Source organism: Bradyrhizobium sp. Ghvi, assembly GCF_900115265.1.
In the GTDB taxonomy this organism is placed as follows: Bacteria; Pseudomonadota; Alphaproteobacteria; order Rhizobiales; family Xanthobacteraceae; genus Bradyrhizobium.
Genome location: NZ_FOVU01000003.1, coordinates 46,274 through 59,498, shown reverse-complemented (window position 1 = coordinate 59,498; position 13,225 = coordinate 46,274). Strand labels below are relative to the sequence as shown.

12 protein-coding genes and 1 pseudogene are annotated in these 13,225 nt (G+C 63.0%); 11 read left to right on the top strand and 2 right to left on the bottom strand.

From position 1 onward, the window contains the following. Positions 1 to 126 precede the first annotated feature (126 nt). The 3 genes from BM374_RS11460 to BM374_RS11450 all read left to right on the top strand — a co-directional run bounded on the left by BM374_RS11460 (position 127) and on the right by BM374_RS11450 (position 3,092). Entirely contained in the window at positions 127 to 867 is a 741-nt protein-coding gene (locus BM374_RS11460) for a TetR/AcrR family transcriptional regulator (RefSeq protein ID WP_092292072.1), read from the top strand. Positions 868 to 988: 121 nt separating this feature from the next. After that, complete coding sequence (locus BM374_RS11455; protein WP_092292070.1) at positions 989 to 1,480, top strand: DUF2852 domain-containing protein; 492 nt, start codon at positions 989 to 991, stop codon at positions 1,478 to 1,480. A 289-nt stretch (positions 1,481 to 1,769) separates the two neighbouring features. Beyond that, positions 1,770 to 3,092 carry a S41 family peptidase gene (locus BM374_RS11450; RefSeq protein ID WP_092293385.1) on the top strand — a complete coding sequence of 441 codons (1,323 nt, stop codon included), beginning with the start codon at positions 1,770 to 1,772 and terminating at the stop codon, positions 3,090 to 3,092. A gap of 64 nt (positions 3,093 to 3,156) precedes the next feature. Here BM374_RS11450 and BM374_RS11445 read toward each other — a convergent pair whose 3' ends face one another. Then, entirely contained in the window at positions 3,157 to 4,320 is a 1,164-nt protein-coding gene (locus BM374_RS11445) for an acyl-CoA desaturase (protein ID WP_092293383.1), read from the bottom strand. Positions 4,321 to 4,649: 329 nt separating this feature from the next. Here BM374_RS11445 and BM374_RS39950 point away from each other — a divergent pair. Next, positions 4,650 to 4,986, top strand: a pseudogene (locus BM374_RS39950) (serine O-acetyltransferase); the annotation flags it as partial. Positions 4,987 to 4,998: 12 nt separating this feature from the next. On the opposite strand, the gene BM374_RS11435 reads toward BM374_RS39950, so the two are convergent. Next, complete coding sequence (locus tag BM374_RS11435; protein ID WP_092292068.1) at positions 4,999 to 5,517, bottom strand: DUF2231 domain-containing protein; 519 nt, start codon at positions 5,515 to 5,517, stop codon at positions 4,999 to 5,001. 490 nt (positions 5,518 to 6,007) lie between these two features. On the opposite strand from BM374_RS11435, the gene tolQ reads away from it, so the two are divergent. The 7 genes from tolQ (at position 6,008) to BM374_RS11405 (ending at position 13,073) form a co-directional block, all read left to right on the top strand. Continuing rightward, positions 6,008 to 6,724 carry a protein TolQ gene (tolQ, locus tag BM374_RS11430; RefSeq protein WP_027532430.1) on the top strand — a complete coding sequence of 239 codons (717 nt, stop codon included), beginning with the start codon at positions 6,008 to 6,010 and terminating at the stop codon, positions 6,722 to 6,724. 43 nt (positions 6,725 to 6,767) lie between these two features. Further along, positions 6,768 to 7,220, top strand: a complete 453-nt coding sequence (gene tolR, locus BM374_RS11425) for a protein TolR (protein WP_092292066.1) — start codon at positions 6,768 to 6,770, stop codon at positions 7,218 to 7,220. 4 nt (positions 7,221 to 7,224) lie between these two features. Further along, complete coding sequence (tolA, locus tag BM374_RS11420) at positions 7,225 to 8,181, top strand: cell envelope integrity protein TolA (RefSeq protein ID WP_092292064.1); 957 nt, start codon at positions 7,225 to 7,227, stop codon at positions 8,179 to 8,181. 41 nt (positions 8,182 to 8,222) lie between these two features. Further along, positions 8,223 to 9,569, top strand: a complete 1,347-nt coding sequence (gene tolB / locus BM374_RS11415; protein WP_177248311.1) for a Tol-Pal system beta propeller repeat protein TolB — start codon at positions 8,223 to 8,225, stop codon at positions 9,567 to 9,569. Beyond that, a complete protein-coding gene (locus BM374_RS37840) occupies positions 9,533 to 9,778 on the top strand; it encodes a hypothetical protein (RefSeq protein WP_143270176.1) in 246 nt (81 codons plus the stop codon). Before tolB ends, BM374_RS37840 begins: the two co-directional genes overlap by 37 nt. A 35-nt stretch (positions 9,779 to 9,813) precedes the next feature. After that, the gene (locus BM374_RS11410) at positions 9,814 to 12,147 is read left to right on the top strand and encodes a putative bifunctional diguanylate cyclase/phosphodiesterase (protein WP_092292060.1); all 2,334 of its coding nucleotides are present in this window, start codon (positions 9,814 to 9,816) and stop codon (positions 12,145 to 12,147) included. Between the two features lie 161 nt (positions 12,148 to 12,308). Further along, entirely contained in the window at positions 12,309 to 13,073 is a 765-nt protein-coding gene (locus tag BM374_RS11405) for an N-acyl amino acid synthase FeeM domain-containing protein (protein ID WP_092292058.1), read from the top strand. Positions 13,074 to 13,225: the final 152 nt, after the last annotated feature.

Here is a 13,225-nt window from a genome sequence, read left to right as displayed (position 1 = left end):
CACCTGAGAATCTCGAGATTCTCGAGGGCGCGATTGCGCCCGAGAGTTCGATGCTGACGCATCGCCCCGGAATGACGGGGAGAGGGATAGTGACCTTCGCGCGCAGCTCATGTAAAAGTCGTTCACATGAGCTGGCGCAAGGAGCAGCGCCGCGCCGAGCGCGGCTATCACCACGGCAATCTGAAGGAAGCACTTCTGCAGGCCGCCCTCGGGCTGATCGCCGAGAAGGGGGCGGCCGGGTTCACCTTTGCCGATGCCGCACGCATGGCCGGCGTCAGTGCTGCGGCGCCTTACCGGCATTTTCGCGACCGTGACGAGCTGTTGTCCTCGATCGCTCAGCGTGGTTTTGAGCAGTTTGAATCGCGCCTCACCGCGGCCTGGGACGATGGGCGGCCCGACACGGTCACGGCGTTCGAGCGCGTCGGCCGGGCCTATCTTGCCTTCGCCCGCGAGGAGCCGGCCTTCTACAACGCGATGTTCGAATCCGGGCTGCCGGTCGACGCCAATCCGGCGCTGCAGGCTGCGAGCGAACGCGCCTTCAACATCATTCGTGCTGCCGCCGAGCGGCTCGCGGCGCTCGCGCCGCCGGGCACGCCGCGTCCACCGGCGATGATGATGGCGCTGCACATCTGGTCGATGTCGCACGGCGTTGCCTCGTTGTTCTCGCGTGGCGATGCCGCGCGCCGAAAGCTGCCGATGTCGCCGGACGAGCTGCTCGAGGCCGAGGTGCTGATCTATCTGCGCGGGCTCGGCTTCCCAACCGATCGCCGGCCGGCGGGCAAGGGCGCCGAGCCGCCCCCGGTGCCGCCGGAGGCCTCCTCCGGTTCTGGCGTGCCGCCAGGCGGGCCGTGGGGTAAGCCGAAATAAAGTTGCGCAAATAATCCCGAGACCGTGTCTGGCGGCCAGCTTGACAAAACCGCGGGATGGTCTAGCTATGTAAATGTTATTTACATTCACAACGGCGCTGATGCCGTGATGGAGAAGGGAAATGGCCTACACCGCTGATGTCAATCGCTGGCGCGGCCCCTCGGACCAATACCAATCCTACGAGCGGCCCCACATGCTCGATACGCCCTGGCATCCTGGCTGGATTGCCGTGACCATCCTCGGCTTCATCATCTGGTGGCCGATCGGACTTGCCCTTCTCTTTTTCACACTCGGGAGCAGAAGAATGTCGTGCTGGAGCAACCAGGATCGCTGGCAGAACAAGATGGAGAAGATGCAGTACAAGATGGACCGCATGCGCGACCGCATGGAGCGCCGCGGCTTCGGCTTTGGTTTTGGCCCGCCGTCCTCCGGCAACCGCGCCTTCGACGAGTACCGCTCTGAAACGCTGCGCCGTCTCGAGGAAGAGCAGGTCGAGTTCAAGAACTTCCTCGATCGTCTGCGTCACGCCAAGGACAAGGAAGAGTTCGACCAGTTCATGGCCCAGCACAAGACGCGTCCGACCCCGCCGCCGACCGACCAGCAGCAGGGCTGAGACCTCTCAAAGCCTTCAGGCGCATGCCCCCAAAGTCCTGATGGCCTCAAGCCGCCCGCCTGCGCACCTCGCAGGCGGGCGGTTTGGTTTTTGGTGACGGAATCCGCGCGCTCCTTCGCGGTTTGCCGGGGAACCAGGTCGAGATCGCCGTCAAGGCGCTCGGTCAGCGCCGGCTGAAACGTCCTGCTCCTGTTTGCGTTCAATGTATTGGAGGTGTGCCCTCTCGCTTTAACGCCGCGGGATTCCGGCCGCGCCTCCTCGCCATCCGCTCTTGCGAACCGAGGCTTTGATGACAAAACCCCGCCTGTTGATTGCGACGTCTCTCTGTGCCTGTCTCGTTGCCGTCCCTTTGTTCGCCGCCGTTGCCATGCAGGGCGACGAGTCTCAGGCCGCCGATCTCGGCTTGATCGGGGGTGTCATCCAGCTCGTGAATCGCAGCTATGTCCATCCGATCGGTTCGGATGAGCTGACCAAGGACGTGCTCAAGGGCATGCTCAACCGCCTCGATCCGCACTCCGATTACATGGACGAGGCTGAATTCAAGCAGTCTCAGGCAGACATGGCGGGCCGGTTCGGTGGGCTGGGCATCCAGATCAGCGAACAGGACGACTTGCCGAAGGTCATTTCGCCGATTGACGGCACGCCTGCGGCGCGCGCCGGAATCGAGCCGGGTGACCAGATCCTTCTGATCGACCACGCCAGCGCGCGCGGCATGCCTCTGAGCAAGGTGGTCGCGGTGTTGCGCGGCAACCCGGGCTCGAGCGTGACACTGACACTGCTCCGCGGCAAACAGGAGCCGCTGGAGGTCACGTTGACGCGGGAAATCATCAAGGTGGAATCGGTCAAGTCGAAGCTGGAGCCGGACGGCGTGGGCTACGTTCGCATCAGCCAGTTCGGCGAAGACACCTCCGGCGGATTCAAGAGCGCGTTGGAAAATCTTCAACGCGAGTCCAATGGCAAGCTGAAAGGACTGGTGCTCGATCTGCGCAACGATCCGGGCGGACTGCTGACGGCTGCTGTCGACGTCGCGGGCGACCTGCTCGACGGCGGCACGGTGGTGAGCATCCGTGGGCGGGACGCCAGCGAGAACCACAGCTTTGCCGCACCCGCCCACGGCGACATGCTTGCCGGCGTTCCGGTGGTGGTGCTCATCAACGGCGCTTCCGCCTCGGCATCGGAAATCGTAGCCGGCGCTTTGCAGGACCGTCATCGTGCCACGGTGATGGGCACCCAGAGCTTTGGCAAAGGATCGGTGCAGACAGTGATCCCGCTGAAAGGGCACGGCGCGGTCAGATTGACGACAGCGCTCTATTACACGCCGTCCAATCGCTCGATCCAGGATGAAGGGATTGCGCCCGACGTCGTAGCGGAGGCGCCCAAGGATCAGCAGATCGCGGGTGGCGCAGTGCTGCGGGAAAGCTCGCTCACCGGCGCACTTGCCAATCCGGGCTCGCTCAACGGGAGCCCGGCGCAGGCGCAAACCGGCCAGGCCAAGCCGATCTCCTCACCGCCGATCAAGGCGGAGCTGATCGGGAAACCCGACGACGCCCAACTCAAGCTGGCGCTGGCCTATCTCGATCACAGCAATCAAACCAACGGGCCGGCGCGGTGAGATGGAGGAGGCGCGCCTGTGAGACTCACGCGCGCGCCGTTTGCCCGGGGCGATTGGGCGACTTTCAGATCACCGTGGCCACCCGGGCGCGAACCGAGGCCAGAAAATGTTCGTAGGCGTGATCCACGATTTCGTTGAGCGATCTCGTTCGCGCAAACATCGCGCGAGCCTCGGCCAGAAATTCCTCGCGGGTCGGAATCTTCGGGAGATGCAGATGCGTCAGCGCATCGACGCCTTCATGGGCCCGGTTGAGGATATCGTGCAGCGACGGCAGTTGCAGCTGGGCGCGATCAGCCCGGTGCAGCGCCGACGAGATCGCGTGCGCCAGCGCGTGCGCGTCGAACCGCTCGGCAAGCTCGCGCGCTGCGCGATGGATGACTCGCGCGCCGAGCGGCTGCTCGTTGCGCAGCACCACCTCGGGCGGCGCCTTCATGTTCCAGACGATTCCGCACCAGGATAGGATTTTCAGGGCGTAATAGGTCACGTCGATTTCCCACCAGCGAAAGCCCTGTCGGACGCTGCTCTGATAGGCGTGATGATTGTTGTGCCAGCCCTCGCCCAGAGTGAGCAGTGCCAGCAGCCAGTTGTTGCGGGAATCGTCGCCCGTGACGTAGCGCTTGCGTCCATGCACATGGGCGAGCGAGTTGATGCAGAACGTCGCGTGATAGACCAGCACCGTGCTCCACAGGAAGCCGACGACGAGGCCCGACCATCCCGCAGCCAGGAAGCAAAGCACCGCAAGCGTCACGGCCGGCAGCAGCTCCAGCCGATGCAGCCACATCAGCTCCGGATAGACGGTGAGATCGCCGACTTTGACGAGGTCGGTCGCATCATGCTGCCGGTGAAAAATCCAGCCGAGATGGCTGTACAGGAAGCCGCGCTGACGCGGCGAATGCACGTCGTGTTCAGTATCCGAATGCAGATGATGGTGCCGATGCTTGGCCGCCCACCACAACACGCTCTTCTGCGCGCTGCTTTGCGCGAGGCAGGCGAGGATGAATTGAAACAGCCGGCTGGTCGCAAAAGCCTTGTGGGAGAAATAGCGGTGGTAACCGGCACCGATTCCAAACATGCGCACGACATATAGCGAACCGCAGATCGCGAGCGCCTGCCAGGTGATTCCCGACCAGATCGCCGCGATGCAGCCGAGATGGACCAGCAGGAAAGGCACAGCGGACGGGTACATGATGTCGTCGTGTTGGTCGTCGGCGGGCGCGTTGGGCAACATGTCTTGGCGTAGCCTCTGATATTGGTATCTGGGATTTGCTTCGGCCGGGCCGAAGACCATCGGGTACGAAAAACCCGCGGGATGGCGGACCACCGCGCGGGCTTGAATGAGATGCTCTGGACATCCCGGCCAACACTGCGTCGGCCGAAAATTCGCCGGACTATATGGGCGTGAGCATCTGGCCCGCAAGCTCGTAGCCTCACGGGGGAGCTGCGGCATGATGCTCGGCTCAGTCACGCTGAAGGCGGGGCGTTGCGCCCACTTGCGCAGATCTATTTAGGAGGCATCAAAATACCGGAGGCGAGGATGGCAGAAGCTGCGATCACGGCGTCAGCATCCATCCTGCCGCGGCAATCGGATCGGCCGTCTATCTCGACCATGCCAGCGGCATCGTCACCGGCGCCAAGGTCGTGATCGGCGATTGCGTCACCATTCTGCAAAACGTCGGCATCGGCCGCACCGGTGAACTGCCCGACGCGTTCGCCGCGCATCGGCCGCCATGTCTATATCGGCGCCGGCGCGAGCATTCTGGGCGACGTCAACATCGGCGATTTCGCCAAGGTCGGCGCCGGCACGGTCGTCACATCGGATGTTCCCGCCGGCTGCACGGCGGTCGGCAATCCGGCGCGACTGACCAATTGCCCCGAACCTGTCGCTTCGGCCTGACGCGCTCTTCGCTCAAGCGGCGCGGCGGTGACTTTCGCCGCCATGATGCGGCGTGACCGGCTCTGAACTGGTCTGGCCCGGCGCGTCCAGCACCGCGACGTGATGGCGGTAGACCATCTCCCAGCCCTTCCATCCCGTGAACAGGAGAATGCCGACCACCACCAGCGAGAGCACCACGCCCCAGGGCTTGATCGCAGCCTCGGTGCCTTGCGCGTAGCGCAGGTAGAAATTCACCAGCGCCAGTACGACCGCCGCAAGGTTGCCGATCATGTGGTACCAGGCGTCGTTCAGACTGCGAATGCGGGATTCGTTGAAGAAGTCCGTAAAGCCGGCTGCTGCTGCGACCAGCGCCATAACGATGCCGGCGCCGATCAGCCACATGGCGGCCCGGGCCCAGAAGGCGTCGCCGGTTCCGACGAAAGCCAGGTCGGCGAGGGGCGCGCCGACCAGGAACGCCACGGGGAACGGGATGATCATGGGGTGGAGTGGATGGTCGCCGATGGCGGCGGTCGTCTTGGGGTTGATGCTCATGGCAAATCCTCGCCAAAAGTGATTTTCGGGATAATTTACCGCGGCGTTCACTGGTTCCTTCGAGCGGAAATCAGCCAGGGAGGAAGCGGAACTCTGTGCCCCCGGACGCAGCGCGGCGGCTTCTGGATCCCGACTCTGCACGGCAACGCCAAGCGCGTTGCAGTGCGTCCCGGACACGGGATCGTGTCTCCCATCCCTCTGGGCCGCCTTCCTTTCCCGGAACCAAATTCGTCTCTGGTAACCCGGCATTAACCATCGCCGGGCTCTGGTATTTCTGGACAATCACGCCCGGAGCTGTCGTCGAGGCCCATAGTTTTGACATCTTGGCAGGGAATGCAGGCGGCGGCTTTGGACGAGCCCCTGCATCCCAGAAAGACAAGGCTTTGAGCGGGCTTGCCGGCCGCGCCGGTTCTAGCGCGGCTAAACGGGAACCGGCCGCCATTTGGCCGACCGGGACACAGGTAACGATCGCCTTGAGAGGATATTTCTGATGAATCCGGCCGACGTGGCTCAGTCCGCCCTTCCGGTTGCCGCCTCCGCCGACGTGTCGCTGATCGCGCTGTTCTGGCAGGCTCACTGGATCGTGAAATGCGTCATGCTGGGCCTGTTGTCCTGCTCGGTCTGGGTCTGGGCGATCGCGATCGACAAGATCTTTCTTTATGCGCGCACGCGGCGCTCGATGGATCGGTTCGAGCAGGCGTTCTGGTCCGGCGAGTCGATCGAGGAGCTCTATCGCACGCTCTCGGCCAAGCCGACCCATTCGATGGCGGCCTGCTTCGTCGCCGCAATGCGGGAGTGGAAGCGCTCGTTCGAGAGCCACGCCCGCTCGGTCGCGGGCTTGCAGATGCGGATCGACAAGGTCATGAACGTCTCGATCGCCCGCGAGGTCGAGCGGCTGGAACGCCGGCTCCTGGTGCTCGCGACCGTCGGCTCGGCCGGTCCCTTTGTCGGCCTGTTCGGCACGGTCTGGGGCATCATGTCGAGCTTCCAGTCGATCGCGGCGTCGAAAAATACCTCTCTGGCGGTGGTGGCGCCCGGTATCGCGGAAGCGCTGTTTGCGACGGCGGTCGGCCTTATCGCCGCCATTCCTGCCACTATTTTCTACAATAAGTTCACGTCCGAGGTGAACCGGCAAGCCCAGCGGCTCGAAGGCTTCGCTGATGAATTTTCGGCCATCCTGTCCCGCCAGATCGACGAGCGGGGCTGACGGGCGGCATGTATAGTGTGAAGGCGAGATTGGGCATCAAGCCATGGGCATGAACGTAGCTAGTTCGTCCGGAGGCGGCGGCCGTCGCAGCCGGCGCAAGCCGGTCATGGCCGAGATCAACGTCACGCCGATGGTCGACGTGATGCTGGTGCTGCTCATCATCTTCATGGTATCGGCGCCCCTGCTCACCGTCGGGGTGCCACTCGATCTGCCGCAGACCCAGGCCAAGAGCCTCGACCAGAACGACCAGAAGCCGCTCCAGATGTCGGTCGACGTCAAGGGCAAGGTGTTCATCAACGACGCGGAGGTCGCGCTGACCGATCTGATCCCGAAGCTGAAGGCGATCACGGATGCGCGAGGCGGGCTCGAGGAACGCATCTATCTGCGTGCCGACAAGAAGGCGGATTACGGCACGGTGGCCAAGGTGATGGGGCTCCTGTCTGGCGCGGGCTTCAAGAAGCTGGCGCTCGTCACGGAAGTGGATCAGGGGTCCTAGGCCAGTGAAGGTGAATGTCGACAAGACACTGGTTGCGTCGATTGCCCTCCACGTCCTCGTGATTGGATGGGGCCTGCTCACCTTTAGCAGCAAGGCCTTCATCGCGCCGGAAGAGTCGCTTCCGATCGACATCATCTCCAGCGATCAGCTCGCGCAGATCACCAACGGGCAGAAGACCGGCAAGAAGGAAGAGCCGAAGCCCAAGGTCGAGAAGATCGCCGAGGCCAAGCCCGAGGAAGATGCCGTCGGCAAGGTCACCGAGAAGAAAGAGCTGATCAAGACCAACTCGACCCCCGATACGCCGCCGCCGAAGCCTGTCGAAAAGCCGGTCGAGAAGAAGCCCGAGCCGCCGAAGCCGGTCGCCGAGGCCAAGCCGAAGGAAGAGCCGAAGCCGCAGGAAAAGAAGCCTGATCCGGCCAAGGAAGATCCGATCGCGGAGTTGCAGAAGAAGCTGGACACCAAGAAGCCGCCGCCGAAGCCGGTGGAGCAGAAGGTCGCGGCGGTGCAGCCGCAGCCGAAGCCGAAGGAACGCACCTTCGATCCCGCGCAGATTGCCCGCGATCTCGACAAGCGGGCTGCGACCCGGCACGAGCTGACGGGCTCGACACTGAATGCGTCGGCATCGCTGGGCTCGACCTCAGGGACAGCCGCCAACAATGTCGCGACTTGGCAAGGTGCATTCCAGGGCGCCGTCAAGCGCTGCTTCACGCCCACCTATAACGGGCAGGACGCCAATCAGTACGAAGCCGATATCGACATTCCCATGAGGATTGACGGATCGCTCGCGTCCGAGCCCGTCATCGTCGCGGTGCGCGGACCGTCGCGCTCGATCGCCCAGGCGGTGGCGGAGAGCGCCAAGCGTGCCATCGTGCAATGCCAAGTCTATTCGTTCCTGCCGAAGCAGCAATACGACAGCTGGAAGGTCATTCCGATGACTTTCGGTCTGAAAGATATGTTGTGACATCCAAACAAAAGAATTTTGCGATGAATGACGTCCGATCGATGAACCGCCGCCGTTTCATGACCCTGACGGGATCGACGCTCGCGATGCTCGGGGGCGGGCATGCCTTGGCTCAAGGCCAGCCGCGGCTTCGCATCGATCCCACCGAGTTTCGCCCGATCCCGATCGCGATCACCAATTTCGTGCCGGGCTCGCCGGCCGACGGCGATGTCAGCAACGGCGTCACGCAGGTCATCACCAACAATCTGAAGCGCTCGGGACTGTTTGCCCCGATCGATCAGGCCGCCTTCATCGAGCGCATCAACAGCATCGACGTCGCGCCGCAATTCCAGAACTGGAAGACCCTCAACGCCCAGGCGCTCGTCACCGGCCGCATGACGCGACAGCCGGACGGACGGCTCAAGGCCGAATTCCGCCTGTGGGACGTGATCACCGGCCAACAACTCGCCGGCCAGCAATATTTCACGTCGCCCGAATATTGGCGCCGCATCGCCCACATCATCTCGGACCAGATCTACGAGCAGATGACCGGCGAGAAGGGCTATTTCGACAGCCGCGTCGTGTTCGTCGACGAGTCCGGGCCGAAGGAGCGCCGCGTCAAGCGGCTCGCGATGATGGACCAGGACGGCGCCAATGTGCGTTATCTCACCCGCGGCGCCGACCTCGTGCTCACGCCGCGCTTCTCGCCGAATTCGCAAGAAATCACCTATATGGAGTTCGGCCAGGGCGATCCGAAGGTCTATCTCTTCAACATCGAGACCGGCCAGCGCGAGATCGTCGGCAACTTCCCCGGCATGACCTTTGCGCCGCGCTTCTCGCCGGACGGCCAGCGCGTCATCATGAGCTTGCAGCAGGGCGGCAATTCCAACCTGTTCGTGATGGATCTGCGCTCGCGCTCGACCACGCGTCTCACCGATACGCCGGCGATCGACACGTCTCCGTCCTACTCGCCTGATGGCACCCGCATCTGCTTCGAATCAGATCGCGGCGGCCGGTCGCAGATCTATGTGATGGCGGCGGGCGGTGGACAGGCACAGCGCATCTCCTTCTCCAAGGACGACAACAACGCCACCTATTCGACGCCGGTGTGGTCACCGCGCGGCGATTACATCGCCTTCACCAGACAGGGCGGCGGGCAGTTCTCGATCGGCGTGATGAAGCCTGACGGTAGCGGCGAGCGTCTGCTCACCTCCGGCTTCCATAATGAAGGCCCGACCTTCTCGCCGAACGGACGCGTGGTGATGTTCTTCCGCGATCCCGGCGGCAATTCCGGACCGTCGCTGTTCAGCGTCGACATCTCCGGCCGCTTTGAACAAAAGGTCCCGACGCCGGGCTTCGCCTCCGACCCGGCGTGGTCGCCGCTCTTGTCCGCCACCGCGGGCCAGTAGATCGATCGCGCGGCTGGCAACGCGCGATCTTTTCGAAAAAGAACGCCGATTTTTCCGCTTTCTGCGAACGCGGCAAGGTTTCCTTCACCTTGCGCTGGGCAATGCTTGCCCAGTTGTTTGATATTTCAGCGGAAACGGTTTCGCTATTGCCGAAAAACAACCCGACTTTAACGATGTTCCCTCAGAAAGGCTTCATCTGGTCTGGGTAAAACTGCGCGCAGACAGGACGCGTGCGGCCCGAAAAATGCAACTTGCAAGTCAAAGCGGACAGCCTGATCGGTGGCCGACGTCATCTACGATTTCGGCGGCGCTGCTCGATTCGTTGTTTGAAGCACCGGGTCCTTTGCTCGCCGGTCTGGCCTTCGCAGTCATCGCGGCCTCCCTGACCGCGCTGAAGACGGAAAGCGTTGTCATCTGGGGCTGTGTGGCGCTGCTTGTCCTCACGGGAGTCCTCCGGGCCTTTGGGCTACGCCGCTATCAGCAACGCAAATCTCCGCTGACCGTCGACGAAGCTGCGAGGTGGCAGACGTGGTCACAGCTCGGGACGACGGTCCAGGCCGCTGCGATCGGAATCTGGTGTTCCGCCACGCTCTTGTGGACCGACGACGCGGTCGCCCACATGATCGCCCTGTCGGTCACCACCGGGCTCGCTGCGGGCGGCGCGGGCAGGGCTTACGGACGGCAGTGGGCCTTTCAGATTCAGGTGAGCCTGATCTTCGGTCCGACCGTGATCGCGCTGGCCTTGCGCGGGACGCCTTACTACATAGCCATGTCCGTCGTGAGCGCGGTCTTTCTCGTGACCCTGGTGAAGCTCTCGGCCAATCTGCATAGAATCTTCATGCGGGCGGTCATAGCGCGCGAGCGCGAAGCGGCGCTCGCTGGTCAGTTCGATACCGCACTGAACAACATGCCGCACGGGCTGTGCATGTTCCGCGCCGATGGACGGCTGGCGGTGATGAACCATCGCTTCGTCGAGCTGATGGAGCTGCCGAACGATCTGGTGAAGCGCGGAGTCAATGCCGCTGATATCGTGTCGGCCTGCATCTCCGGTGGGGCAATCTCGGCGGACAGTGGTGAGCTGATCCTGCACAGCGTCCGCGAGGCAGAGATCAAGGAGATCGTGACTGCCGATCCCCATTCCGGGCGCGGCCGGACCTTGTCCTGGACCATTCAGCCGATGACGGACGGCGGCGCCGTCGTCCTGCTGGAGGACATCACCGAGCGCAAGAACGCCGAGGCGAAGATCAGCCATCTCGCCCGCTATGACGAGCTCACTGCGCTGCCCAACCGGGTTTCCTTCCGCGACGAGATCGAGCGCCTGCTCGCCTACGCCAACCATGCCGAGCGCCTTTCCGCGCTGCTATTCATCGATCTCGACCAGTTCAAGCAGGTCAACGACACGCTCGGCCATCCCTGCGGCGACCAGCTGCTCTGCGCGGTCGCCAATCGTTTGCGCGAGATGCTGCGGCCGGAGGATTTCGTCGCTCGCTTCGGTGGCGACGAGTTTGTCGTGTTCCAGCAGAACATCAATTCGCCCGAAGACGCCGCGAGCCTCGCCCGCCGCATCGTCGAGCGGCTCAGCGAGCGCTATCGCATCGACAACCATCTGGTGGAGATCGGAGCCAGCATCGGCATCGCGCTGACCTCGCCGGGCAGCGGCAGCGCCGACACCTTGCTCAAGAATGCCGACATGGCGCTGTACCAGGCCAAGGCCGACGGCCGCGGCACCTTCTGCTTCTTCCGCGACGAGATGGCGGCGACCGTCGAGGCGCGCCGCATCCTCGAGCTCGACCTGCGCAAGGCGCTCGCCAACGAGGAGTTCGAGCTGTTCTATCAGCCTCTGGTCAATCTGAAGTCCGGCAAGATCACCACCTGCGAGGCGCTGCTGCGCTGGAACCATCCGGTGCGCGGCACGGTCTCCCCCGTCGACATCATCCCGGTCGCGGAGGACATGGGCCTGATCGTCGATCTCGGCCGCTGGATCCTGCGCCGCGCCTGCATGGAATGCATGAAGTGGCCGGAGGGCGTGAGCGTCGCCGTCAACTTCTCGCCGCAGCAATTCCATCAGCGCGACGTGCTGAGCGAGATCCGCTACGCGCTCGAAGTGTCGGGCCTGCCGGCGAATCGCCTGGAGATCGAGATCACCGAATCCTCGCTGCTGCGTAATACCCAGCTCACCCACGACGTCCTGTCGCAGCTGCATGCGCTCGGCGTGCGCATTTCGCTGGATGATTTCGGCACCGGCTATTCGAGCCTCAGCTATCTGCATAATTTTCCGATGCAGAAGGTGAAGATCGATCGCTCTTTCCTCGAGGGCATCGATACCGATCGGCCGCTGACGTTGCTGCGCGGTGTGGCGCGGCTCGCCGCCGATCTCGGCATGTCGGTCGTGGTTGAGGGCATCGAGACCAACGAGCAGCTCGAGCTGATCAGCGCCGACGGTACGATCCGCGAAGGGCAGGGCTATCTGTTCAGCCGACCGGTGCCGGCGGTGCGGGTGCGTCAGCTTCTCAACGCCTCGCATGGCCGTCGCGTGGATGAGCCGCTCGTCGCGATCTCCTCGCGCTCGTTCGCCTGACATCCCGATTTCTCTCAAATCTCGCGTCGTTTCAATCCGTTGCAGCGTCTCCGTAGTCATACGGAGGTTAACCCTAATCAATTCAAGCCTTTGCAATCCTGTTAAGGAGTCATTAATCTTTCCAAACTCGCGGAAGTTGTTCATCGCGTTTGGAGCATCAGATGGAATCCCGGGCCGAGCCGCGCGCCCCGCTTTCTATGCGGGGGGCAGGGATTTTCGACAGAATCGATTACCGCCTCATCGAAAGTCCGGAAGACAGAGATCGCATCTGCGCGCTGCGCTACAGAGGCTATCTGCACGGCGGGTTGATCTCCGAATCGGAGTCTCAGCGCGTCACGGATCCTTATGACGATGCGCCCAACGCGTGGACGTTCGGGGTCTATGTCGACGGGGAACTTTGCAGCTCTCTTCGCCTCCACGTCCTGACGTCGGAATGGCGAATCTCCCATACCAGTGACCTGTTCAGCGATGTGCTTTACCCGCGCCTCGATCGGGGCGAGATTTTCGTTGACCCGTGTCGTTTCGTTGCTGACCCCGAGAAGGCCAAGAAGTTTCCCGAGCTCCCCTATCTGACGCTGCGGCTCGCTTATCTTGCCTGCGAACATTTCAGGGCCGATACCGGGCTTGCCGCGGTTCGTGCCGAACATCAGGCGTTCTACCGTCGGGTCTTTCTCCACAAGCCCATCACCGGGCCGCGCTCGGCTCCGAACCTGCACATCAACGTTGCATTGATGACGTCTGATTTCCGCAGCCTGCGCGAGCGCGTCCTGACCCGCTTCCCCATCATGCGCTCAAGCGCGTTCGAGCGGCGGATGCTGTTCGAGCGGGGCAATGTCCGCGCCGCCGTGCCGCGCCCGGTGCTCGTGGCAGGCACCGCTCGGGCCTCACGTGCGGCGGCTCTTGAAGGCCTCCTTCCATCCTCCTGATGGAAAAATCGGCTAAAACGCGAGCGGAATCGTCGTTTTTGCGTGTCGACCCGGCTTGCCTTCACCCTCGCGCCACATTTACAACCCATTAACCATGATGGGTGCTTTTCGCTGGTTGGGGGCATTTGACCGGCTGAAGCAAGGTTCCGTCA